Source organism: Alteromonas sp. ABH4_456 (assembly GCF_056160645.1).
Genome location: NZ_JBSWXO010000014.1, coordinates 81,670 through 106,047 on the forward strand (window position 1 = coordinate 81,670; position 24,378 = coordinate 106,047).

The window sequence follows — 24,378 nt, forward strand, 5'->3', positions numbered from 1 at the left end:
CTGCGGCTTATCGTCGTTTCCGGATAGTTAGTCTTTTAGCCAGAGGATTCGTTCAGTTTATTTACATAAAAATAACATCACAGCCTTTACTCAACGATGAGCTCTCCATGAACCGTAGACATTTCTATTGTGGCTCTGCCCCCGTTTGCCGTAAATTCCAGCCATTCATTAGGACCATATTTCGCTGAAGATGGTTTATCTGCAGTGAGCCTGTTCACGATATCGCCACCGGCATGTGCCTGCATCTCCACCCTCGCAGACACACCTTTCTGCATTTTAAGATGCAGTGTTCCGCCAACTGACGAGGCATCCACATCCCCTTTCTCTGCCAGCGTTAAACTGGCAGTGATATCGCCGTTTACTGTAGTGAGAGAAAGCACGTCAATTTCAGACAGTTCCAGTTTGGCATCGCCGTTCACTGATTCCAGTTGCACATCAGGGCTGGACGTTTTCAATTTGATATCACCGTTAACCGTGATGATCCGGGTGCTTTTATCCCCTTCATGATTGCCGGAAATGTTGCCATTGACGGTTTCGACCTGAAGCAGCCCTGAAATGTTATCCAGCTTAATATCTCCGTTTACTGATTCCAGTTTCACCTTACCGGTTAGGTCCGACACATCGATATCGCCGTTGACCACATCAAACTGAACAGAATTAGTCAGCCCGCTGGCTTCCACATTCGCCACAACGGCGGTGTAAGACAAACCGGATTTAGCCGGTACAAAAATAGTTAAATCATCACCATCGCCCGGATTTTTATCCCGCCAGTCAATTTTACGATGGTTTGTTTCTACCTTCAGAATGACGTCATCGCCTTTTTTCTCAAAGATAAACGCTTCTGTCCGGTCACCTAATTCACCGGTCACTTTCACTTCCTTTTTGTCCCAGCCGGTGATCGTTGCCTTGCCTGCCACATGCTCTATTTCAACAATAGGCGATGCGGAAGTGGTAAGCGTTTTATCCACCTTTTCTCCGGCCATTGCATTGAAACTGATTGCCGGTATTACCGCTAACAGAAATGTTTGTTTTATTGTGGGGTGTAAATGTTGAATTAACCGCATTGTCGGTCCTTTTATCAAATTTGTTGCCATTTGGGCGCGTGCACCCGCTCAATCAGTAACAGTTGTTGTTGATAAATATGTTGCAGCATACCCAGTAACGCTGTGTTGTCAGGATCCTGCTTCAGAGCAAGCTTTACTGCGGCTGCAGCATCTTCAAGTTCCTGAATTTGTGTCTGCCAGTCGTCAGTGACCGCTGTCTGGTCCTGAAAACGCACCAGCAGTTGTTGTTTTTGCTGTTCGTGTTGCCGGCTCAGTACATTCACCAGAGCCTGTCCCCGGGCATCTCCGGCGCCGCTGTCGCTGCCGAAATACTCAGAAGGCTTGATAAAGATAAACAGGGAGGTCACCAGTAAAAGGCTGGCAGCCATCGCCATATACCGCAACCGGTTCACCGGCGCCTTTCCGGCGGTTTCCTGCATTTCCATTTCTCCGGCTTCGATAGAAAGCGCAATGCCGGTCCACAGATCACGATCAGGTTTAATTTCCTTTGGCAGGCGCTCAAGCGCTTTATTAAGTTCAGACTCTTTATCAGACATCACTCTCTCCCATCCACGCTTCTAATAGCTGCCGCGCACGGTGAAACTGCGCTTTACTGGTGCCCTGTGCAATATTCAGCATTACGGCGATATCGTCGTGCCTGTAACCTTCTATGGCGTGCAACACAAACACTACCCGTGCCCGCTCCGGCAATTGCCGGATATATCGTTCCAGATCCACTTCGCTGCTGCATGATGTTACACCGGCCTCGTTGTCAATTTGCTCAGTGGTATCGAATAGCCGCCGCATCCAGCTTTTTTGCTTACGCATATAGCTGATAGTCACATTCGCGGTTACGCTGTGCAGCCAGGTACTGAACAGACTTTGTCCCTGATAATTACCGAGCTTCCGCCATACCTGTATAAAGACTTCCTGTGTCGCATCTTCAGCCAGCGACTTGTCTCCGGTTAGCCGGTAGCAAAGGGCGTAAACCTGGTTCACGTGTGTTTCGTAGATCTGACGATAGGCATCACGATCGCCGGCTACAGCCAATGCAACGAGTCTGTTTAATTGTTGTTGTTCTGAACGGGAGTGTGCTTCCGTTTCAGACTCTGCCATGTCCATATTCCGTTTTATCCGGTGTGTTTTCAGGTTAGTCGCAGACGACATGTAAAAGGTTTAAATACGCTGCAGTTTTTTTTAAAGTAACACGCTAACCCTTCTCTGTTGTGGAAACTATCATGCATATCGAAGCTTTATACGCAGCTAAACCGGTCCCCTTTGGTCCGCGGGGAGCGCCCAGCGCCATTCAGAAACAACCCGTTCCTTTTCTCACTGTACTGATGTCGGGTACTGAGGAAGACGAACAGGGTAATAAAAAGCTGCACGGTGGTCCGGAGAAAGTGCTCCATCAATTCAGTCACCGTGGTTATGAACGTTTATCAGAAGCGTTTCCTGAGGGTAACTTTGTCCCGGGCACCATTGGCGAAAACCTGATAGTTGAAGGCATGGACGACACTAACGTATTCATCGGAGACGTCTGGCAGATGGGTGAGATTGTTGTACAGGTTGGTGCACCCCGCGCCCCCTGTAATAAAATTTCCCAACGCTTCGATATAAAGAACCTTGATCGCTTCGTCGGAAATGAAGGCATTACCGGCTGGTATTTCCGAGTGATTGAAACAGGCACATTGAAAGCCGGCGATGAAGTAAAGCTGATTTCCAGAGCAGATAAAACGGTCAGCGTTGCTGATTTAATGACGGCCGTTTATGACAAGGGCAATCCTGAAAAAGCAGCAGAGTATATGCAACTGGATGTACTGGACGATGAGTGGAAGGGAAAATGCGAACGTGTAATTAAACGCGGACAATAGTATGAAGCAGGTTGTTCAGGGGAACGCCCCTGAACAACCTCTGGCAACATTAAGACTGAGATTTAATCCAGTCGTCTACCATCAGCTCCAGCGTGCTTAGTGGCACGGCACCGCCACCCAATACCAGGTCGTGGAATCCGCGGATGTCGAACTTATCACCCAGCGCAGTTTTTGCTTTCTCACGCAGTTCCAGAATTTTCAGCATACCGATTTTGTAAGCAGTCGCCTGACCCGGCATAACAAAATAGCGCTGTACTTCTGATTTCGCCTGACCTTCTGAGATCGGCGAGTTATCAATGAAATAGTCTACAGCCTGTTGCTCTGTCCACTTTTTCGCGTGAATTCCGGTATCCAGAACAAGACGGATTGCACGCCACATTTCAGAATGCAAACGGCCAAAGTTATTTACCGGCTCTTTGTAAGCGCCCATTTCGCTGGCAAGACGCTCTGCATAAAGTGCCCAGCCTTCCACATAACTGGTGAAAAACATTTGTGTGCGGAAGGTGGGAATATCTTCCAGTTCCTGAGCAATGGCAATTTGCATGTGGTGGCCCGGTACGCCCTCATGATAAGCAATCGCTTCCATTTCGCTTTTTGGCATCATGGTCATATCAATCAGGTGCACGTAATAAACACCAGGCGTCTTACCATCAGGAGAGCTGGGATAGTAATGCTGTGCAGCACCCGGTTGCTCACGGAAAGGCTCAACCCGTTTCACCACAAGGTCTGCCTTAGGAAGACGGCCAAAGTAATCAGGCAGCATTTCTTTCATGTTGTTGATGTAGGTACGGGTATCACTCAGATAACCCTCACGGCCCTCATCGGTATTCGGATAATAGAGACGTTCATCGGTTTTATCTTCACGGAAGTAATCAAACATCTCACGAAGAGAACCTTCAAACCCAAGCTCTGCTTTTACCTTTTCCATCTCCTTACGAATACGGGCGACTTCTTTTAAACCCAGTTCGTGAATTTCATCCGCAGTCATGTCTGTGGTAGTGGAGCGTGCAAGCATGGCATTGTAATAGGCTTCGCCGTCCGGCAGTGCCCAGACACCTTCAGCATTCTTATCCAGCGAAAGCAGATCAGCTTCAAACCAGTCAATCAGCGTTTGATATGCAGGCCCAAGCTTAGTGGTAAGCATGGTTTCGGCGTCTTTAAGGTAACCTTCAGCCTGTTCCTGTGTCAGCTCACCGGCGTCGACAAGAGATTGTGCTTTGGCTTTAAAATCTGCATACAGGGCGCTGTCGTTCTCAGAATCGTCAAAGGGCTTTCCGGAGATAATGCCCTTACTTTGTTCAATGACGCCCTGATAGGCAAAGTACGGTGATTTCACACCTTCATCGGCGTTGATGCGCGCGCGGTCGATTAACTGATCCATCGCCCGACCGGTTTCACCCAGGCGGCTTACGTAGTCCTTTAAGTCCTGTTCGCTTTCCACTTTATGATAATTAATCAATACTGTAGGAAGTGACGTGTGCATACCGAACATCTGATTAAAGATATATTCACGGCGCTCAAAAGGCTTCATCAGCTTATCCTGTTCATAAGAGTAAACCAGGATATTCCATGAGATCTTTGCCGCATCATCCAGCTTGTCGTAATCGAAGGTGGATTTCATTTCTTCAACAGCGGCTTCCAGCATGGCAAAACGCTCTTCAGCAGCTTTTTCCGATGCATCATCAATTTCACCGTAGCGCTCTTTGCGGCCACGCATGGTTAAAGTGATGGGTGACATTTGCAGTTGCTTCTCATACTGCTCTTCAAACCAGGCATTAAGCCTTTCTGTTTCTGATTGCGCAGTTTGTTCCGCTGCAACAGGGGCAGTGGTTTCCTGCGTCTTTTCGCTGGCAGGTGAACATCCGATGATAGATGCAGCTACCAGGCTCACTGCAAAGCCTGCGAGGGTTTTCATATTGGGTTTCATTTCCGTCTCCGTGTTATTCATTATTATTTCTTATTGCGCTGTGAAGTCAGTGCAGATGTGTGTTTTCGCACACGCACAGTAACACTATTTTAAAACACAAAGGATATCGTTAAACAGAGATTCGCGCCTGAAGAGTATGTAAGTAATTATGAATGGCAAATTGCAGGCACAAAAAAGCCCGGATTTACCGGGCTTTTTTAAGAAAATAACGAGCAATTACATGCTAGCTTTTTCTACAACGTCAACCAGTGTCCAAGTCTTAGTCTTGGAAACAGGACGACACTCACGGATAGTGACTGTATCGCCTTCGTTAGCAACGTTGCTTTCGTCGTGGGCGTGAAGCTTAGTAGAACGCTTGATGAACTTCCCGTAGATAGGGTGTTTAACGAAACGCTCAACAACAACAGTGATAGACTTATCACCTTTGTTGCTAACCACACGACCTTGTACTGTACGAATTTTTTGCTCAGTCATTACGCATCAGCCTTTTGAGTCAGAATGGTTTTAACACGCGCGATGTTACGACGCACTTTCTTCAGCTGGTCTGTTTTTTCAAGCTGACCAGTTGAATGCTGCATGCGCAAGTTGAACTGTTCGCGTAGCAGGTTTAACAACTCTGCGTTCAGCTCTTCTACGCTTTTTTCTTTCAGTTCAGTCGCTTTCATTACATCACCGTCCGAGTTACAAAGGTTGTTTTAAATGGCAGTTTTGCCGCTGCCAGTTCAAACGCTTCGCGTGCCAGAGACTCAGGAACACCTTCCATCTCGTACAGAACACGGCCAGGTTGAATTTGGCATACCCAGTACTCAACGTTACCTTTACCTTTACCTTGACGCACTTCAAGAGGCTTCTCAGTAATTGGTTTGTCAGGGAAAACCCGAATCCAGATTTTACCTTGACGCTTAACGTGACGAGTCATAGCACGACGCGCTGCTTCGATTTGGCGTGCAGTCATACGACCACGGCCAACTGCTTTCAGGCCATAAGTACCGAAGCTTACTTTGCCACCAGCAATAGCAAGACCACGGTTACGACCTTTATGCATTTTACGAAATTTCATGCGTTTTGGTTGTAACATGATTTAGCCCTCTCGCTTAGCGTTGCGGCCTTTCTTCTTAGGTTGAGCTGGCGCAGCCGGCTCCTGGTTTGTAGGCAGACCGCCCAGAACCTCACCTTTGAAGATCCAAACTTTAGTACCGATGATACCGTAGGTAGTTAAAGCTTCAGAAGTCGCGTAATCGATGTCCGCACGGAAAGTGTGCAGAGGAACACGGCCTTCGCGGTACCATTCAGAACGTGCAATCTCTGCACCGCCCAGACGGCCGCTAACTTCAACTTTGATACCTTTGGCACCAAGGCGCATTGCATTTTGTACCGCACGCTTCATGGCGCGACGGAACATTACACGACGCTCCAGCTGGCTAGAGATGCTGTCAGCTACTAACTGTGCATCCAGCTCTGGCTTGCGTACTTCAGCAATGTTGATCTGAGCAGGCACACCGGCCAGCTTAGATACGTGATTACGCAGCTTTTCTACGTCTTCACCTTTCTTACCGATAACAACGCCCGGACGAGCAGTGTGAATAGTCACACGGATGCTCTTAGCAGGACGCTCGATCACGATTTTAGAAAGTGAAGCGTTTTTCAGCTGCTTAGTCAGATACTGACGTACCTGATGATCGTTATACAGGTTGTCTGCATAGTCTGCAGTATTAGCGTACCAGGTCGAAGTCCATGGTTTGCTGATACCCAGGCGTATACCTGTAGGATGTACCTTCTGTCCCATTTTCTACTCCTAGTTATCCGCTACAACTACAGTGATGTGGCTGCTGCGCTTAAAGATACGATCGGCACGGCCTTTGGCACGTGGCTTGATACGTTTCATCGTTGGACCTTCGTCAACGAAGATTTTCGCAACTTTCAGCTCGTCGATGTCAGCACCTTCGTTATGCTCTGCGTTAGCAATAGCAGACTCCAGTACTTTCTTAACTAATGCTGCGCTTTTCTTCGGGCTGTACGCTAAAACTTCAAGAGCTTTTTCAACGTGCAGGCCGCGAATTTGATCCGCAACCAAGCGTGCTTTTTGAGCCGACGTGCGGGCAAAGCGATGTTTAGCTAATGCTTCCATTTCCTACCCCTTAACGTTTAGCTTTCTTGTCCGCGACATGGCCGCGGTAAGTACGCGTTGGCGCAAATTCGCCCAACTTATGGCCGACCATTTCGTCACTTACGATGACAGGTACATGTTGGCGACCGTTATGGACCGCAATGGTCAACCCAATCATATCTGGGATGATCATCGAACGACGTGACCAGGTTTTAATTGGTTTACGGTCGTTCGCTTCCACTGCAGCCTCTACCTTCTTCAGCAAGTGAAGGTCGATAAATGGACCTTTCTTGAGAGAACGTGGCATGGTGAATCCTCGCTATTACTTGTTACGACGACGTACGATAAGCTTATCAGTACGCTTGTTGCTACGGGTTTTCTTACCTTTAGTAGGAACACCCCATGGAGTAACTGGGTGACGGCCACCTGATGTACGTCCTTCACCACCACCGTGCGGGTGATCAACCGGGTTCATTACAACACCACGGACTGTAGGACGAACACCACGCCAGCGAGTCGCACCAGCTTTACCCAGTGAACGCAGCATATGTTCTGCATTGCCAACTTCACCGATTGTTGCACGGCAGTCAGACAATACTTTACGCATTTCACCTGAACGAAGACGTAAAGTAACGTAGTTACCTTCACGTGCCAGGATCTGAGCGTATTGACCAGCAGAGCGAGCGATTTGCGCGCCTTTGCCAGGCTTCATTTCGATAGCGTGTACAGTTGTACCTACAGGGATGTTGCGCATAGGCAGGGCGTTACCTGCTTTAATTGCAGCATCAGAACCAGACTGGATAGTGTCACCAGCTTGCAGGCCCTTAGGTGCCAGGATGTACTTACGCTCACCGTCTGCATACAGTACCAGAGCAATGTTTGCAGAACGGTTAGGATCATATTCTAAGCGCTCAATTTTGGCAGGGATGCCGTCTTTGTTACGCTTGAAATCTACGATACGGTAGTGCTGTTTGTGACCACCGCCAATGTGACGTACGGTAATACGACCATTGTTGTTACGGCCGCCAGACTTGTTGTTCTTGTCTAACAGAGGCGCATAAGGAGCACCTTTGTGCAGATCAGGGTTAACAACCTGAACAACGTGACGACGACCGGCAGAAGTTGGCTTAGCTTTCATTAATGGCATTTCTAATCCCCTTCTTATTCAGCGCCACCGACAAAGTCGATGTCCTGACCTTCTTTAAGCGATACATACGCTTTTTTCCAGTCGCTACGCTTACCGAAAGACATGCCGTGACGCTTGGTTTTACCCTTAACGTTCACAGTGCGTACGTCAGCTACTTCAACTTCAAACAGTTTTTCAACTGCTGCTTTGATTTCAGCTTTGTTCGCGTCTTTAGCTACTTTGAATACAACAGTGTTGCTGGCTTCAGCCGCCATTGTAGACTTTTCTGAAACGTGAGGTGCTTTCAGCACCTTCAGTAGACGTTCTTCGTTCATGCTAACGCCTCCTCAAGCTGTTTAACTGCATCAGCAGTAATCAGCACTTTTTCAAAAGCGATCAGGCTGACCGGGTCAATACCCGCAACGTCACGTACATCAACTTTGTACAGGTTGCGTGCAGACAGGAACAGGTTCTCATCAACTTCAGGAGTTACGATCAGAACGTCGTTCAGTTCCAGTTCGTTCAGCTTAGCTACCAGAGCCTTAGTTTTAGGCGCATCTACTGCGAACTTCTCAACAACAACTAGACGGTCTTGACGAATCAGTTCAGACAGGATGCTTTTGATAGCACCGCGGTACATTTTTTTGTTAACTTTTTGATCAAAGTCACGAGGCTTAGCAGCAAATGCGCGGCCACCACCAACCCAGATTGGGCTGCGGATTGTACCGGCACGTGCACGGCCAGTACCTTTTTGACGCCATGGCTTCTTACCACCACCACGTACTTCAGAACGCGTTTTTTGCGCTTTAGTACCCTGACGAGAACCTGCACCGTATGCTACAACTACCTGGTGAACCAGAGCTTCGTTGTATTCACGTCCAAAGGTCGCTTCGGATACTTCAAGAGCGCTTTGCGCATCTTTCAATGTTAATTCCATCACTTCACTCCCCAGACGTTACGCTTTAACAGCTGGCTTTACGATTACATCGTTGCCAGTTGCGCCAGGTACGGCACCTTTAACCAGGATCAGGTTATTTTCTACGTCAACACGTACTACTTCCAAAGATTGGGTAGTCACCTGCTTGTTACCAAGCTGACCAGCCATTTTCTTACCTTTGAAAACTTTACCAGGTGATTGGTTTTGACCAATTGAACCAGGTGCACGGTGAGACAAAGAGTTACCGTGAGTCATACGCTGAGAACTGAAGTTCCAACGTTTGATTGCACCTTGGAAACCTTTACCTTTAGAAGTACCAGTTACATCAATTTTTTTAGTGTCGTTGAAGATTTCAACAGTGATTTCACTGCCCACTTCAATTTCGGCACCTTCGTTATCTTCCAGGCGGAATTCTACCAGAGTGCGGCCTGCTTCAACGCCAGCTTTAGCAAAGTGACCTGCTTCAGCTTTGTTTACGCGGTTCGCTTTCTTAGTTCCAGCAGTAACCTGAAGAGCGCGATAACCGTCAGTTTCTTCAGTACGTAACTGAGTAACACGGTTTGGGGTCGCTTCAATAACAGTCACAGGGATAGACGTGCCATCTTCAGTGAAGATGCGGGTCATACCCACTTTACGACCGACTAGACCAATCGCCATTGTTAATACCCTCTCTTATTAGCCCAGGCTGATTTGAACATCAACGCCAGCAGCCAAGTCCAAACGCATCAGCGCGTCAACTGTTTTATCAGTTGGCTCGATGATGTCTACCAAACGCTTGTGAGTACGGATTTCGTATTGGTCACGCGCGTCTTTATTAACGTGCGGAGAAACCAGAACTGTATAGCGTTCTTTGCGAGTAGGCAGAGGAATAGGACCGCTTACCTGAGCACCAGTACGTTTCGCCGTTTCTACAATTTCAGCCGTAGACTGATCGATCAACTTGTGATCAAACGCTTTCAGACGAATACGAATTCTTTGATTTGGCATCGATTAAGCTCCAATCGAAAGAACAAAAAAATCATCTTCTCACTCCCTCTTTAGATGGGACGAAAAGATGTGCGTATAAACCAGTGATTCCCAATTGGAATCTTGTTCTTTGTTTCTGACACGCCCGCTACGTCACCGATTACTCGCTGTTGTAGCTTCGGCATCTACCCTAAAAGCAGTGTAGCTGCGGCCGAAACCATGCTCCTGTTACATGTTGTACAGGGCAAGTGGGCGCGAATTATACAGAATTATCGGTTAAGCGCAACTCACAAATGCGAAAAACTGATCTATTTTTATTCAACAGGGTGTGAACCGGAAAAGAATGGTGCGGACCGGACTGTAATAAAGCGTAAATGTCGCTTCTGGTCTGACGGTCAAGTTGCCGCTTTGGTCATAAAGGGTTATTGTGAAACCTCTTTATATAGGTACCGGTTTTTCTTTGTATACCGGTTCCGGGTTGTGCCGGGCAGCACTGCCTTTTTGTATTATAAGTCACAGACAGATACTTTATTTATGCTTGGAAACAGTAGTCAGCAACTCGCTTTTGATAAAATTAATACGATTCTGGCGAAGCATTCGTCGTTATTAGATGCTTTCAGTGAAATCGAACCCATCATTCTTGAGTTGTTCGATGCACAGCGAATGAGTATTTTCCAGCGCAGACGTCAGCACCAGGATCTGGTCGCACGGTTCAAAACCGGTAAAGCGACGCAGGAAATTAAAGTACCCATCTCGCCGCTGTCTATTGCCGGTTACGTAGCACTTGCCCAACGCCCCATCGTCATTGCAGATCCCTATAATAAAGAAGAACTCGAAGGTATTCATCCCCGCCTGCGCTTTGCAGATAAATTCGATAAGAGCAGTAACTTCCGGACCAACAACATTCTTTGTGTACCGGTATTAAATGCCGGCGTACTACTCGGTGTCATGCAGCTTATAAATAAGCAGACCGGTCCGTTCAATGGCAGCGACCTTACCGTCGCGAAACAACTTACTGAGCTACTCGGCAATAAGTTCCGCTATGAGCTGGGTGGTACTAATCACCCCTTTGACTTATTACTGCATAAAAATCAGATAGCACCCGCTGCGCTCACAGACCTGTTGAACAGCACCAACGACCAGCGCACGATTGTGCAGCGTCTTATGTCTGAACACAGCATCCGTGAACACGATATCGGTAATACCCTTTCGGTGCATTATCAGGTTCCTTATATCTCTTATCTGCCGGAAAAGTACCATCTGTTTCAGAATGACAGCCGCCTGAACCTGTCTTATCTGAAACGTAACCTCGTTGCCGTGATTGCAGATGTTCATGAGCGCCCTATTGTTCTGATGGCAGAGCCGAACAACGCCGCCCTGCTCATGGAAATTGAAAGCGCCATGGGTATCGACAGTTACGAAATCGCCGTGGCGCTGCCTAATCAGGTTTTACAATACCTGGGTGAAGGCGGTGGCAATGGTGCGCCCGGCGAGATGAGTGAGATCCTCGATGAAATCAGCGCCGGTGATGACGAAGGCGAAGACCAGGTCGATGAGATGTCGGACGATGCGCCGGCAGTTGTCCGCCTTGTAAGCCGGGTTCTGCACGATGCTAAACGACTGAATGCCTCCGATATTCACGTTGACCCTGAAAAAGGTGGCCCCACACGGGTTCGCATGCGCATAGACGGTGTTTGCCGGGATATGAGTCAGATACCTCAGTCTCACCACAGTGCAGTTATTGCGCGGATTAAAATCCTGTCCAATCTGAATATCGCAGAGAAACGTGTACCTCAGGATGGAAAACTGGCTTTCCGGATGAATGGTCAGCTGGTTGAAGTTCGGGTAGCAACCATTCCGACTGTGGCCGGTGAAGGCGTGGTAATGCGTATTCTTGCCTCCGGCGGCGCTATGCCCATCGATAAGATGAACCTGGCACCATCTAATATGAACCGGCTGGAGAGTATGATCCGCAAGCCTCACGGTATTCTGCTGGTAGTAGGCCCCACCGGTTCAGGTAAAACAACTACGTTGCACGCCGTACTCGGTTATCTCAACACCCCTGAAAAGAAAATCTGGACAGCAGAAGACCCGGTGGAAATTACCCAGGCCGGCCTGCAACAGGTGCAGGTAAGCCCGAAAATCGGATTTACGTTTGCTAATGCATTACGGGCATTCTTACGGGCCGACCCGGATATTATTCTTATCGGTGAGATGCGTGATAAAGAAACGGCTCATGCCGGCATTGAGGCATCACTCACCGGTCACCTTGTATTATCCACACTGCACACCAACTCAGCACCGGAAACGATAACCCGTCTGCTTGATTTGGGTCTTGACCCGGTGAACTTCTCTGATGCCTGTGTGGGAATTCTCGCCCAGCGTCTTATCCGCACCCTGTGTAAAAGCTGTAAGCAACAATATCCTGCGTCAGAAAATGATATTGCGTTCATTAAACGTCAGTACGGTGAAAGCTACCTGAACGAATTGGATCTGCCCTCCCCTCTGATGCTGCATAAAGCGGACGGTTGTAAAGAGTGTGGCGGAACAGGTTACCGTGGCCGTACCGGCGTTCACGAACTGTTAGGGATGACGCCGGAACTTCGTGGCCTGATATATAAAGAAGGCAGTGTGTCTGATATGAAAGAACAGGCTATGAAAGATGGCATGCGCACGCTGGTGCAGGATGCCATTTATAAAGTCATTAAGGGCGACACCGATCTGGCGCAGGTCCAGATTGTCAGTGGTGCCGAATAATATTTCAGCAATTCCGGCAGGCTTCACCGGCTAACAATCAAAAAAGCGGCAATCAGTTGCCGCTTTCTTCCGCCGCATCAGCATCAAATTGCCGTCTGGCAAACTGATAAGCTGAATGGGCAACAGCTTCTCCGCCTTCCCCGGCAACGGCTTCAGTTAAACTTTCATTACCACCGGTCACGTCACGGTTAAACAGCCAGTCGTAACCCAGTTCCCACAGGTTTGTGGTAATCGAACTGCCGGTAAACTCCTGCACGGTAAGGTTCGCTGCAGAGTACGCAAGGCCAGCCGGACCACCGTACATAAAGCTGCCAGCCAGATCAGATACCGCACTGATATTTGTTGACGATACCGACTGATACACATCGGCGACAATGGGTATATGATGCAGCAGATTCACCGCATCAAAGCCATCGTTCCAGTCGACCCCGTCCTCACCAAAAGCGGCATTCATGAAGCTGTCCCAGCCTGTTTCCCCGTCTGCCAGCGCAATACTTTCAGCCTCAGAATCTGAGGCCGCAGTCTCTCCGGTGTCTTCAGAGGATGCCTCAGATGAAGAGAGCAAATCAGCCTGCAACATAGCCAGAAATGCGTTCTGCATTTTTGCCAGCCCGGAGTCTGATGTCAGCGATGACAGCACGTCTTCATCCAGTCCCGGGATCCCCAGTGAAGAGGTGAAATGAGACTGAATATCCGCAATCGTCGCATCCTGCGCCTGTGTTTGTGTGTCATCGTCAGCGGATGTGAGCATAGCCAGCATCGCAGTAAAGCCGTTACTGTCAGATACCACTTCCGCAGCGGTAGTTGCCACGTCTGAAACGGCCTGAGCGGACTCATCTGCTGTGGTAAAATAATCGCCAATTGCATCGAAAATACGCATAAATCCCCCTACCCGGCAGGCATTTGTCAACATTGTAAAGGTTTCGCAAATCGCTCATGTTTGAGCGTGTTTTTACGAGTTTGTCAGTTAGTATTTGTTTCGAATCGCAAAGGACGGCGGCCATTTACTCCATATAGAACATAATAAATTTCGTGCACAGCAAGCACATTTGGTTAAACAGCTATGAAATTACAATGCCAGTATTTACTGATTTTCGCTTCTTTACATTTGGCTCTGGCAGGCTGCACATCAACCCTGTCTGAAGAAGAGGAAGTGGTGGCGTCCAGTCCGACAAATCCGAACGTAAAACAGCGCGCCATTGATACCAGTCAGCAGGAAGTCTCACAGGGGGAAGCCACTTTCCGTCCGCCGCGCAGTCAGACTGTGTCAGTAGTCCGTGTTCCTACAGGTTCGCTGTTTGACCCGGACAATGCAGCGGGCTTGTACGAGCTGCATCACAACTTCCGTGTAGGCGATATGGTGCTGATAGAACTGGACGAACAAACATCTTCGCAAAAGTCTGTCGACTACAATGAAGACAAAAGCGCGAGCTTTCAGATCCAACCGCTTACTGTGAACGCAGGTCCGATACACATCAGCGATGACGATTTAAATGTTGACCATGAACAGGGGGGTGAATTTAACAGCTCTGCTAATGCCAGCCAGTCCAATACCCTGGAGGGCAAGATCACGGTTTACGTGGTAGAAGTACTCCCGAACAACAACCTGGTGGTGGCCGGTGAAAAGTGGATCACCATGAATCAGGGGAAGGAGTTTATCCGTTTTTCCGGCGAGGTAAGGACTAAAGACATTGATGTGAACAATACCGTCAGCTCTGCAAAAGTCGGTAATGCACTTATTGAATACAGCGGTAAAGGCGAGCTGCAGGATAATCAGAAGCGCAGCCTGTTAAGTAAACTGTTTTCTATTTTCGGGTAGCTGTATGTATTTAATCCGCTGTTTATGTGCTGTCGTTGCAATGGTGATGCTGTCTCGTCCCGTCCATGCAGAATGGGTACAGGGCGAAGCAAAGCTGGCAGTTAAAAATGCACCGCTGGACGACGTACGCATTATGGCCATAAAAAATGCTATCGCCGATGCGTCGTTTAAATCAGGCAGCCTCATTACGGCTGAAGATGTGGTTTTAAACGGACTCCTCATAAGCAGCAAAGCTGAGATCCACTCCACCGGACGTATTCAACGGGTTGAAATCATCGATGAAACATTAGAGGACGGCTACCTCACTGTTTCAGTAAAAGTGAACATCACACCTATTTTTGCCTGTGACAGCGACAAATACAGCCGCTCAGTACTGGTGACACAATTTCAGTTATTACGACCAAGACAGGCCGCCCACGGCGATATTTACGATTTTGGCCACCAAATCAGTAAACGGCTGGAGCAACAGTTAATCCGCCAGCAACAGCAACTCAATGTGCAGTTGCTGGATAAGGCGTTTGCCTCTACCAGCGCGTTCAACTCACTGACGCCGCAGATTATTTACGACAAAGCCTCCTATCTGGCACAGACCCAGGGGCGGCAGTTCATTGTTTTTGGCTATATTCGCGACATCAGCCTGTTCGAACAAATCAACATTGAAGACGATGATGATGTATCAAGACGGCGAAACTTTACCCTGGATGTGTATGTTGTTGATGCCTTCAGAAACTCCCTGTTGTTTCAGGAAAGCTACCATGCCGAAGCGAACTGGAGCTACCCGGAAGGACAAAGTGTAGATACCAATAACAGCCTGTTCTGGCGCGGCGACTTTGGCCGTGTGGCGCTGAACACAGTGAATGCTGCCGTGTCCGACATTACCAGCATTATCACCTGCGAGGCCACCGTAACGCAGGTTGTCGACAAACTGTCAGGTGAACTGGTGATTGGTATGGGCAGTGCAGACGGCGTGGTCGTCGGAGACACGTTCGCTCTGTTGAAAAAGCGCACGTTAAGCAGAACTACCTACACTGGCCTTGCCATGCAAAATACACTGGGCGATGTACTGTTTACCGTTGCAGAAGTGAACCCTCATGCTGCGCTGTTGAAGAGTGCTGCAGCGCAGTCTCCTGCGCTGGCGGACCTGTATGACCTTGTGATGCCCGCCCCTGCTCCGTAAACCATAATCCAACCCCGGTTTTGATGGATCTCGTTAGACTAAATGATAAGATGAGGCCAATATTTCTTTATCTTCAAGTTGGTTAGATGCAATCTCCGTCACCTGAACAGCGTTATTTTTGGGTAGGTATTGGTGCCTCAGCGGGTGGACTGGAACCCATACAAAATCTGTGTGAGGAGCTCCCCGGCGATTCAAATATGATTTATATCATCGCCCAGCACCTGTCTCCTAAACACGATAGCAAACTGACTGAACTGGTTCAGCGCAATACCCGGCTGAAAGTCAAAACCATTACCAACGGAATGGTTGCCCAACCTAACGTCATTCATGTCACGCCACCTAAATATGACGTCACCGTTCAGGGTGATAAACTGTATTTGTCAGATAAAGAAACCAACTCACTAGCCAAACCTTCAGTGAATGCACTTTTTGTTTCGCTGGCTGAAGCGAAAAAAGAGCATGCGGTTGGAGTAATTTTGTCAGGCACGGGGACTGACGGCGCTCATGGTATTAAGGTGATCAGAGCCAATGGTGGCATCACCTACGCGCAGGATACAAAGACTGCCGGTTACGACGGCATGCCCCGTTCGGCAATTGACACCGGGTGTGTAGACTTTTGTCTGGGCCCGTCCGGTATCGGCAAACATCTTAAAGATCTCAGCACCAAACTGCCTCAGGAACTCAGAGTAAAAATCGAAGCTGACGAGGTACAGGACAAATTCATTGACCTGGTCAATATTGTCAGGAAACAGTGTGGTGTATCGTTCAAGCATTATAAAAAGGCGACGCTCCAGCGACGCATTGAGCGCAGAATGCTGGCCAGGAAGGTGGACGAGTTTAACGACTACGTGGAACTGCTGAGCCACGATTCAGAAGAAGTGCGGATGTTATACAAAGACATTCTTATCTCTGTGACCAACTTTTTCCGCGACCCCGCTACGTTCAGTCAACTGGCCCCTGTTCTTGAGGACATTAAATCAGGCAAATCCTCCGGCGAACCGGTTCGCTTATGGGTTGTTGGCTGCGCTACCGGTGAAGAAGCTTACAGTCTGGCCATCATGCTGTCAGAAGCACTTGGCGGGCCGGATAAAATCAGCAGCGAAGAGCACCAGATATTTGCATCAGACGTAGACACCGATGCACTGGCAGTAGCCAGACGCGGCCTGTACAGCGAAGCATCCATGGCGGATGTGCCGAAAGAATACAAAGAGAGATACTTCAAAAAGAAAGGAAATGCTTATGAGGTCATAGACGAACTCAAACGCATCATTCTCTTCTCCGGTCATAATATTATTGACGATCCTCCCTTCCTGCGCATCGACATGCTCACTTGCCGCAACTTGCTGATTTACTTCGATCAGGAATTGCAGAAGAAGGTGTACCGTATTTTCCATTACGCCTTGCGTGAACGCGGTCACCTGTTCTTAGGGAAATCTGAAAGTACATCACAGGTAACGGATATATTCCGTTCTGTGAACTCTCAGGACAAAATCTTCCAGAAGCGCAGCGTTACTTCGTTTAATCCGCAACGGTTCCATTTAAGCGGCAAATCTTCTGTATCTATCGGAGAGTTACCTCAGCGCGTTACAGACACCTCCCGGCCACCCAGCTTACCGGATGCACTGGTAGAGCAACTCGGCGATGCCTGTGTATTAATTAACGATAACCTGGATGTTGAGCACATATACGGTAACAGTGCCCACTATATTAAGTTTCCCAAAGGCAAACCCTCGTTTAACTTAAACGAGATTGTCATTGAAATGTTCCGCCATGAAATCCGGCCTCTGGTATATAAAGTGACCCGCACCAAAAAGCAGTCTGAAAGTCAGTTACGCCGCCTGACCATTGACGGTGAACCTTGCCAGGTACGAATGAAGGTGCTGCCGGTACAAATAGAAGAGCAGGATGAGAAGTTCCTGCTTGTCTGTTTTACCAGAACGGCTGATGTACAAAAGCCGGCAAGTCAGGAAATTCATGACGAATCGTCAGAGCGCATTAAAGAGTTGGAAGACGAACTTTCAATGGCGCGGGAGCACATCCAGACCGTAGTGGAAGAACTGGAGACATCTAACGAAGAATTGCAGTCCATGAACGAAGAACTGCAATCGTCCAATGAAGAGCTGCAGTCCTCTAACGAGGAACTGGAAACCACTAACGAAGAGCTGCAGTCCACTAATGAAGAATTAGTGACGATGAACGACCAGTTAAATGACAAAACCACCTCACTGGAGCAGGTGACGAATCAACTGGTTAATATCAAGAATTCACTGCAGTTCCCGCTGGTATGTGTTAACAGTGATTCGAATGCCGTCAGGGCAAACCTGGCTGCCCGAAAGTTCTTCTCTTTAACAACGGAGCTGGAACACTTCGCCGAACGTCTTCAGGAGCGGTTCGAGAGCTTTGATCTGCATAAAATCATCAAAAAAGTGGCGTCTACTGCCGGTACTCAAACCATCCAGGCAGAATACAAAGACAAACATTTCTGGGTGCACATCACCCCCTACTACGCGACTAACCAGTCGATTGAAGGCGCGATCCTCAGTTTCATCGACAATACTGAACTGGTGCATCAGCAAAAAGAGCTGGATCTGAAACGGGAACAGGCTCAGAAAGCTAACCTGGCGAAGACAGAGTTTCTGGCTAATGTCAGCCACGAAATTCGTACACCTCTCAACGCTATTGTGGGTGTAAATGAAGTATTCGGCCTGCAAATTGATAATGAAGAAAAGCGGGCCAGGCTGCTCAAAATTCTCGATAACGCCACGAAGAAGTTACGGGATCTACTCAACGACTTACTGGATTTTGCCAAGCTGGAATCCGGGCAGCTGTCACTGGAATATACGGAATTTTCGCCTAAAGCCATCATCCGCGATCTCATTGACTTGTATTCCATGGATAATGTGAACAGCGACCGCAAGATTTCGGCTGTTTTTGACAAAGATCTGCCAGACACATTTATCGGCGACCCGTTAAGAATACAGCAAATAGTCACTAACCTGCTGTCAAATGCCATTAAGTTCACTGAAAACGGCACAATAAAGATTATTGCTAAAGGTCACTGGGACAAACCGGTTTATCAACTGGTTCTGCAAGTTTCGGATACCGGAATTGGTATGTCTGAGCAACATATCAAACAAATATTCGATAAGTTCACGCAGGCAGATTCAAGCATTGCCAGACGCTTCGGCGGCTCCGGCCTCGGGCTGTCTATTGTCAAAGAACTGGTTAGTCTGATGGCCGGCAGCATCGACGTTGAAAGTGAAGAAGGCAAAGGCACTACCTTTACAATTAATCTGCCCATGCAAACGCCCAAGGTGGTCAGGGAAGCGGTCACCAATGTACCGGTGAGCCAGCTTAAGCTTCGCAATACAGGCGACCATAGGGTACTCATTATCGAGGATAACGAAGCCAATATTTTCATTTTGTCGTCTTACCTGGATGAGCTGGGTGTGCAGTACGATGTAGCCCGCAATGGTAAAGAAGGCCTCAATGAAGTGAAAGACAGCACTTATGCACTTATTTTGCTGGATTTGCAGATGGACGAAATGGATGGCTTTACCTTTTTCGAAGAGTTTAAAAAACTCCCCGGTGACAAGCTTCAGAATACCCGGGTTGTAGCAGTATCCGCCCATGTTCATCAGGACATCATCAACCGCTGCAAACAGGCCGGAATGAGCGATTTTCTTCCCAAGCCCGTAGAAATAGCTAAACTTCATGGCTTGCTGGAGAAATATTTGGATGGAAAATCAAGTTGATAGCGTGGTCAGATACCCTGAGGTCAGTCCGGTATTTTTTATCGGTGCCTCATTAGGTGGCGTTAAGGCGTTTATTCATCTTATGGAAAATCTGCCTGACGACTTTCCTGCTCCGGTTTTCCTGCTGTTACACCGGATAAAAAACAGCGATATAAAAGCCGGTGATATGCGCATGGTATTGCAGGCAAAAACCCGGCTAACCGTGGAAAACGCTGTTGAAGGAGAGGTTGTCAGATCAGGTCATATCTATCTGCCTCCGGATAACCTTCACATAGGGGTGGAGGACAACCGTATTAAATTTTATGAAACCCCTGATGAGTCTTACTGGCGACCTGCCATCGATGTGATGTTTAAATCTGCTGCGCGGGAGTATACCGACAGAACGGTTGCCATATTGCTTACCGGGAATCTGGACGACGGTGTTCAGGGTTTACGGGAAACATCGGCACAGGGCGGTATCACCGTAGCACAGTCTCCGGAAGATGCTTATGCGCCCTACCTGCCGCTGAATGCTGTTATGAACGACCATCCATCACATGTACTGCCGTTAAAAGATATCCCCAAGCTTATGTGTGAGCTTAGCCGACATCCTCATTTTGACGATCAGGAAAGTGTAGCCATTGAATCGGCAAAGGTTGCCGGGGAACTGAAAAAGAAACTGAAGTAGCAGTACACCGCTGCTACTTCTTTTATCTGATTACTTCACCAGCGTAATTTTGCCAAACACCGAGGCATCAATGAAACCCAAGTTTTTATCACCGTTAACCGGCGTAATTTCATGAGAACCCACAAAGTGTTCACGCTCAGGGCTGCCGTCGTTATCGCAGTACGCCAGCATAAACCCCATTATCTTACCTTCTTCTAATGACAGCGGGTCGCCCGGCTTAGCGGTACTGAATGAATCATCATAAATATCAATCGCCACTTCCCAGGTAATGGTATACGGCGATGATTCATCGCGATGCCATTCACTTTCCACATGGTCGTTCAGCAACACCACGCCATTACCATCATTCTCATCACCAAAGTCAGCAGCATTGCCATCAAGCGCAACGTGATAGGCAAACGCATTATAACTGTACTGGTGATTGCCGCCTGATGCATCTTCGTCTATGAACACTTCCAGGCAATCATCATCCCAGTATTTATCCTTTGGATCCGGATGGGTATCAATGAGAATATCATCCACAATTTCCACCAGCAGATAGAGCTTGCCCTCGTCCCATGCCAGTTTAAAACGACCGGAAAAATCTTCTTTTGATGGCATGCTTCCTACCATCAAATGTTCAAGCGGGTGCCATTGTGCTTCCTGCCACACAGCATCATCACCGGCACCGTTTACAGTGACACCATTTTTGGCAAATGTAGCATCCATCGCCATGGCAACAGGTGAAAGTAAGCTGAAGCTTAACGCCCCCGCGGTGAGCAATCTTTTATACATACTGGTTCCTTGTGTGGAAAATACGCTCAACGTTACCGATAACATTCACAGAATTTTTACACGCTCTGCACATAATGTGAACCCCTGATCAGAGGGTTTTATTTATTACGACTGAGCAGAGTTGTTTTAAACAGCATTCTTCGTGAGGATACAAAAACGCCGCGTGTCATAACGCGGCGTCTGTTCACAACAAAGCAGCGGGATTACAGATTATATCCGCGCTCTTCGTGGCTTGAGATATCCAGGCCCTTCTGCTCGGTTTCCATATCCACACGCAGACCGTTAGTCATTACAGATACCACTTTAAGCAGTAACCAGGAGACCACGGCTGTGTAAGCAAATACCGCCACAATACCAATCACCTGCACGGTTAACTGCTCAGAAATACTGGTGTTGTCGCCACCGAAACCATAGCCGCTGAACAGCCCTAAATCTGGTGAGCAGAAGATCCCGGCAAGGAACGTTCCCAGAATACCGCCAACACCGTGCACAGGGAAAACGTCCAGAGAATCGTCGATTTTCCATTTCTGTTTGATCAGGTTGGTGCAGTAGAAACAAATCACACCGGCAGATAAACCGATAACCAGACCGGCCGCAGGGCCAACAAACCCCGAAGCTGGCGTAATTGTACCCAGTCCGGCAACCATACCGGTGACAATACCCAGTACAGAAGGCTTACCGTATTTTTTCCATTCCAGTGTCATCCATGCCAGCGAGCCTGCTGCAGCACTGATATGAGTCACCAGCATCGCCATTGCAGCATCACCGTTCGCAGCCACAGCGCTACCACCATTAAAGCCAAACCAGCCTACCCATAACATACCTGCGCCACCTACAGTCATCGTCAGGTTATGCGGGATCATGGAAGCACTGCCATAGCCCGTGCGGTTTCCAATCACCAGTGCAGCCACCAGAGCACCCACACCTGCAGTAATGTGGACAACGGTACCACCGGCAAAGTCCAGCAGTCCCATTTCAGCCAGCCAGCCGCCGCCCCATACCCAGTGACAAACTGGCAGATAAACCAGTACCAGCCACACCAGCGCAAATATCAGCACGGAAGAGAACTTCATACGCTCGGCAAAGCCGCCCACCATCAGCGCAGGTGTAATAACCGCAAATGTGAGCTGGAACATAAAAAATAATGCTTCAGGGATGGTGCCGGACAAACTGTCCTTCGTCACGCCATCTAAGAACATTTTTGAGAAGTCGCCGATGAAGCTGTTTCCTTCACCAAACGCCAGGCTGTAACCGGCAATCAGCCAGATAAGCGATGCGCCGCAGGCAATAGCAAAACATTGCATCAGTACCGACAGCACGTTTTTACTGCGTACCAGGCCAGCATAGAAGAAGGATAACCCCGGTAATGTCATAAACAGTACCAGTGCAGTTGAAGTGAGGATCCAGGCGGTATCGCCCGTATCGGCAGACGCCTGAGCAAATACCGGGCACGGCAAGAGTAAAGCAACAGCTGGAAGCCAGTTACGCATAATGTTGTCCTGATTTTTTAATGAGTTTGGATTTATCGCGCCTTTGTGGCGTCTTTTATTTCCATATCGTAGGTTGCAACCCCGTGCCGGATTACCGGATCGGAAACGCCTCCTTGTCGCGCTTATTGCTTTTATTTTTTGCGAGACGCATTTTTATCAAAAATATACCTGACCTTCGTATTAGTAAAAAGTCTAAATTAATGAATATTTATGCACTGTTAAGCAATTATTTATGGTTTGCTGTGTTTTCGTTCAATAATCAGGCAGGACATCAGAATATGATGCTGCACCTTCTGACAGGCGCAGCATGACAGCTGGGAATTATTCAACACCAGGCATAGGTTCAAACCCCGGCAATTCTTTGATACGTGCAATCCATCGGTTCACAGCAGGGTAATCTGATAAACTCACGCCACCTTCAGGGGCCAGCGCCACGTAAGGCATTACCGCGCAATCGGCTATTGTCGGACGCTCCAGCGCCAGCCAGTCGTGCACTGACAAACGCTGCTCAAGTAACATTAATATACGTTCAGAGGTACCCAGCGTGGTGACTTTATCCAGCGCATAACCAAATTTATCTACCAGCCGTGCGGCGTTCGGACCATGCTGTATTTCGTTCGACGCCACTGACAACCATTGCTGCACTTCTGCCATACCCTGAGCATCTGCCGGCAACCAGCTTTCAAGGTCGTGCTTGCGGGCGAGATAAATAAGGATGGCCTGAGCATCTCTGAGCGTAATATCGCCATCTGTCAGCACCGGAATTTCGCCCCAGGGGTTCAGGGCAAGCATGGCATCACTTTTGTGTTCACCATTAATGAAATCCACCGGCACAATATCCAGCTCAATGTTCGCCAGAGCCGCGAATAATCTCACTTTGTAACAGTTTCCTGATAATTCCAAATCATAAAGCTTCATGTATTTTCCACCACGTTGTTAACGATTTGTTTCACGTTAAACCGTATGCATATCGCAATAAAGATGCGATAGTTAATTTCAGTAAACCGTTTTTCGCACTAATAGAAGGGTTATGGACAAGTTTAAAGCCATGCAGGTGTTTGTGACCATCGCAGACAAGGGCAGCCTGACCGGGGCAGCAGAGCATCTGAACACATCTCTGACATCCGTAGTACGCACTCTGGCGGCCCTTGAAAATCATCTCGAAGTGCGGTTATTTCACCGCACTACACGCAGTATTGTCATTACTGATGAGGGGCGCGAATACTACACCCGCTGTCAGACAATACTGGCCGAAGTTACAGAAGCTGAGAGTCGCCTGACAGACCGGCAAACGGAACCTCAGGGAAAAGTCACAGTGACGGCACCGGTCACCTTCGGCAAACGCCATGTCATGCCTAAGATCAGCCAGTACCTGTCACGGTATCCGAAAATGCAGGTAGATTTGTTACTGCTGGACCGGCCGGTGGATATGCTCAGTGAAGGCGTGGACGTAGCGGTAAGGATAGGACGCATCGGTAATCATAATCTGGTTGCCAGACAACTGGGCACCATGCGCCATGTGCTTTGTGCCAGCCCTGTATTTCTGTCTGCTCACCAGTCAGTGTTGTCACCGGATTCACTCAACGGCTTGCCGGCAATTCATTTAAGCGTACTGGAAAGCCCGTCAGAGTGGATGTTCACAAAAGGCGGGAAGAGTCAGAAGATTGCCCTCAGCAGTCGTCTTACCACCAATCAGGTGGATGCAGCGTTAGAAGCTTGTGTCAGTGGCGTGGGATTTTGTCGTTTTTTGCACTATCAGGTAGCGGAACTGGTGCAGGCAGGCAAACTGGTTATCGTACTTCCGGATTATGAGCCTCACCCGCTGCCGGTACACTTACTCTATGCGCCGGTAAAGCTGCAAACGAAACGACTGCGGACGATGACGGACTGGCTGACAAGGCCGTTGCAACAGGATTTGATTCAAATAGCTGAATCCGGGGCAGAACGATAAAAAGACCGTGT

27 protein-coding genes are annotated in these 24,378 nt (G+C 48.4%); 8 read left to right on the forward strand and 19 right to left on the reverse strand.

Going from position 1 to position 24,378, the window contains the following annotated elements; genetic code table 11:
* Positions 1 to 86: 86 nt before the first annotated feature.
* The 3 genes from ACXAG2_RS18290 to ACXAG2_RS18300 are packed head-to-tail and all read right to left on the reverse strand — an operon-like array spanning position 87 to position 2,159.
* Positions 87 to 1,064, reverse strand: a complete 978-nt coding sequence (locus tag ACXAG2_RS18290) for a DUF4097 family beta strand repeat-containing protein (RefSeq protein ID WP_474869346.1) — start codon at positions 1,062 to 1,064, stop codon at positions 87 to 89.
* A gap of 14 nt (positions 1,065 to 1,078) precedes the next feature.
* Positions 1,079 to 1,600, reverse strand: coding sequence for a hypothetical protein (locus ACXAG2_RS18295; RefSeq protein ID WP_474869349.1), 522 nt, complete (start codon positions 1,598 to 1,600; stop codon positions 1,079 to 1,081).
* Positions 1,593 to 2,159, reverse strand: coding sequence for an RNA polymerase sigma factor (locus ACXAG2_RS18300; protein WP_474869352.1), 567 nt, complete (start codon positions 2,157 to 2,159; stop codon positions 1,593 to 1,595). The genes ACXAG2_RS18295 and ACXAG2_RS18300 overlap by 8 nt, the downstream gene beginning before the upstream one ends.
* Before the next feature lie 122 nt (positions 2,160 to 2,281).
* On the opposite strand from ACXAG2_RS18300, the gene ACXAG2_RS18305 reads away from it, so the two are divergent.
* The gene (locus ACXAG2_RS18305) at positions 2,282 to 2,914 is read left to right on the forward strand and encodes an MOSC domain-containing protein (protein ID WP_349583541.1); all 633 of its coding nucleotides are present in this window, start codon (positions 2,282 to 2,284) and stop codon (positions 2,912 to 2,914) included.
* Between the two features lie 49 nt (positions 2,915 to 2,963).
* On the opposite strand, the gene ACXAG2_RS18310 is transcribed toward ACXAG2_RS18305, so the two are convergent.
* The 12 genes from ACXAG2_RS18310 to rpsJ form a co-directional block, all read right to left on the reverse strand.
* Positions 2,964 to 4,841: a DUF885 domain-containing protein gene (locus ACXAG2_RS18310; RefSeq protein WP_474869356.1), complete on the reverse strand. Its 1,878-nt coding sequence runs from the start codon at positions 4,839 to 4,841 to the stop codon at positions 2,964 to 2,966.
* A 216-nt stretch (positions 4,842 to 5,057) separates the two neighbouring features.
* Positions 5,058 to 5,315, reverse strand: a complete 258-nt coding sequence (gene rpsQ / locus ACXAG2_RS18315) for a 30S ribosomal protein S17 (RefSeq protein WP_119499836.1) — start codon at positions 5,313 to 5,315, stop codon at positions 5,058 to 5,060.
* Complete coding sequence (gene rpmC / locus ACXAG2_RS18320; RefSeq protein ID WP_119499835.1) at positions 5,315 to 5,506, reverse strand: 50S ribosomal protein L29; 192 nt, start codon at positions 5,504 to 5,506, stop codon at positions 5,315 to 5,317. Before rpmC ends, rpsQ begins: the two co-directional genes overlap by 1 nt.
* Entirely contained in the window at positions 5,506 to 5,919 is a 414-nt protein-coding gene (rplP, locus tag ACXAG2_RS18325; RefSeq protein WP_070125803.1) for a 50S ribosomal protein L16, read from the reverse strand. The genes rpmC and rplP overlap by 1 nt, the downstream gene beginning before the upstream one ends.
* Before the next feature lie 3 nt (positions 5,920 to 5,922).
* The gene (gene rpsC, locus ACXAG2_RS18330) at positions 5,923 to 6,627 is read right to left on the reverse strand and encodes a 30S ribosomal protein S3 (protein ID WP_119499834.1); all 705 of its coding nucleotides are present in this window, start codon (positions 6,625 to 6,627) and stop codon (positions 5,923 to 5,925) included.
* A 9-nt stretch (positions 6,628 to 6,636) separates the two neighbouring features.
* A complete protein-coding gene (gene rplV / locus ACXAG2_RS18335; RefSeq protein WP_119499833.1) occupies positions 6,637 to 6,969 on the reverse strand; it encodes a 50S ribosomal protein L22 in 333 nt (110 codons plus the stop codon).
* 10 nt (positions 6,970 to 6,979) lie between these two features.
* A complete protein-coding gene (rpsS, locus tag ACXAG2_RS18340) occupies positions 6,980 to 7,255 on the reverse strand; it encodes a 30S ribosomal protein S19 (protein WP_119499832.1) in 276 nt (91 codons plus the stop codon).
* A 15-nt stretch (positions 7,256 to 7,270) separates the two neighbouring features.
* Positions 7,271 to 8,095: a 50S ribosomal protein L2 gene (gene rplB, locus ACXAG2_RS18345; RefSeq protein WP_119499831.1), complete on the reverse strand. Its 825-nt coding sequence runs from the start codon at positions 8,093 to 8,095 to the stop codon at positions 7,271 to 7,273.
* A gap of 14 nt (positions 8,096 to 8,109) precedes the next feature.
* Positions 8,110 to 8,409, reverse strand: coding sequence for a 50S ribosomal protein L23 (gene rplW / locus ACXAG2_RS18350; protein WP_119499830.1), 300 nt, complete (start codon positions 8,407 to 8,409; stop codon positions 8,110 to 8,112).
* On the reverse strand, positions 8,406 to 9,011 hold the full coding sequence (gene rplD, locus ACXAG2_RS18355) for a 50S ribosomal protein L4 (protein WP_119499829.1): 606 nt from the start codon (positions 9,009 to 9,011) through the stop codon (positions 8,406 to 8,408). The genes rplW and rplD overlap by 4 nt, the downstream gene beginning before the upstream one ends.
* Positions 9,012 to 9,029: 18 nt before the next feature.
* On the reverse strand, positions 9,030 to 9,668 hold the full coding sequence (gene rplC / locus ACXAG2_RS18360; protein WP_119499828.1) for a 50S ribosomal protein L3: 639 nt from the start codon (positions 9,666 to 9,668) through the stop codon (positions 9,030 to 9,032).
* Positions 9,669 to 9,686: 18 nt separating this feature from the next.
* Complete coding sequence (gene rpsJ, locus ACXAG2_RS18365) at positions 9,687 to 9,998, reverse strand: 30S ribosomal protein S10 (protein WP_008845776.1); 312 nt, start codon at positions 9,996 to 9,998, stop codon at positions 9,687 to 9,689.
* Positions 9,999 to 10,511: 513 nt separating this feature from the next.
* Here rpsJ and ACXAG2_RS18370 point away from each other — a divergent pair.
* A complete protein-coding gene (locus ACXAG2_RS18370) occupies positions 10,512 to 12,734 on the forward strand; it encodes an ATPase, T2SS/T4P/T4SS family (protein WP_474869359.1) in 2,223 nt (740 codons plus the stop codon).
* A gap of 52 nt (positions 12,735 to 12,786) precedes the next feature.
* Here the strand turns inward: ACXAG2_RS18370 and ACXAG2_RS18375 are convergent, their stop codons facing one another.
* Positions 12,787 to 13,614: a hypothetical protein gene (locus ACXAG2_RS18375; RefSeq protein ID WP_474869362.1), complete on the reverse strand. Its 828-nt coding sequence runs from the start codon at positions 13,612 to 13,614 to the stop codon at positions 12,787 to 12,789.
* Positions 13,615 to 13,797: 183 nt separating this feature from the next.
* On the opposite strand from ACXAG2_RS18375, the gene ACXAG2_RS18380 reads away from it, so the two are divergent.
* The 4 genes from ACXAG2_RS18380 to ACXAG2_RS18395 all read left to right on the forward strand — a co-directional run bounded on the left by ACXAG2_RS18380 (position 13,798) and on the right by ACXAG2_RS18395 (position 20,152).
* A complete protein-coding gene (locus ACXAG2_RS18380; RefSeq protein ID WP_474869364.1) occupies positions 13,798 to 14,553 on the forward strand; it encodes a flagellar basal body L-ring protein FlgH in 756 nt (251 codons plus the stop codon).
* 4 nt (positions 14,554 to 14,557) lie between these two features.
* Entirely contained in the window at positions 14,558 to 15,730 is a 1,173-nt protein-coding gene (locus ACXAG2_RS18385) for a flagellar assembly protein T N-terminal domain-containing protein (RefSeq protein WP_474869366.1), read from the forward strand.
* An 86-nt stretch (positions 15,731 to 15,816) separates the two neighbouring features.
* On the forward strand, positions 15,817 to 19,485 hold the full coding sequence (locus tag ACXAG2_RS18390; protein ID WP_474869369.1) for a chemotaxis protein CheB: 3,669 nt from the start codon (positions 15,817 to 15,819) through the stop codon (positions 19,483 to 19,485).
* Positions 19,469 to 20,152, forward strand: a complete 684-nt coding sequence (locus ACXAG2_RS18395; RefSeq protein WP_474869371.1) for a chemotaxis protein CheB — start codon at positions 19,469 to 19,471, stop codon at positions 20,150 to 20,152. The genes ACXAG2_RS18390 and ACXAG2_RS18395 overlap by 17 nt, the downstream gene beginning before the upstream one ends.
* A 30-nt stretch (positions 20,153 to 20,182) precedes the next feature.
* Here the strand turns inward: ACXAG2_RS18395 and ACXAG2_RS18400 are convergent, their stop codons facing one another.
* Positions 20,183 to 20,926 carry a sugar-binding protein gene (locus ACXAG2_RS18400; protein ID WP_474869373.1) on the reverse strand — a complete coding sequence of 248 codons (744 nt, stop codon included), beginning with the start codon at positions 20,924 to 20,926 and terminating at the stop codon, positions 20,183 to 20,185.
* 203 nt (positions 20,927 to 21,129) lie between these two features.
* A complete protein-coding gene (locus ACXAG2_RS18405; protein ID WP_474869375.1) occupies positions 21,130 to 22,416 on the reverse strand; it encodes an ammonium transporter in 1,287 nt (428 codons plus the stop codon).
* Between the two features lie 20 nt (positions 22,417 to 22,436).
* Between ACXAG2_RS18405 and ACXAG2_RS18410 the strand changes: the two genes are divergently transcribed.
* Entirely contained in the window at positions 22,437 to 22,727 is a 291-nt protein-coding gene (locus tag ACXAG2_RS18410; protein ID WP_474843597.1) for a hypothetical protein, read from the forward strand.
* Between the two features lie 10 nt (positions 22,728 to 22,737).
* Here ACXAG2_RS18410 and ACXAG2_RS18415 read toward each other — a convergent pair whose 3' ends face one another.
* The gene (locus tag ACXAG2_RS18415; protein ID WP_474843599.1) at positions 22,738 to 23,334 is read right to left on the reverse strand and encodes a glutathione S-transferase family protein; all 597 of its coding nucleotides are present in this window, start codon (positions 23,332 to 23,334) and stop codon (positions 22,738 to 22,740) included.
* A 112-nt stretch (positions 23,335 to 23,446) separates the two neighbouring features.
* Here ACXAG2_RS18415 and ACXAG2_RS18420 point away from each other — a divergent pair, with 112 nt between their 5' ends.
* Positions 23,447 to 24,367, forward strand: coding sequence for a LysR family transcriptional regulator (locus ACXAG2_RS18420; protein WP_474843601.1), 921 nt, complete (start codon positions 23,447 to 23,449; stop codon positions 24,365 to 24,367).
* Positions 24,368 to 24,378: the final 11 nt, after the last annotated feature.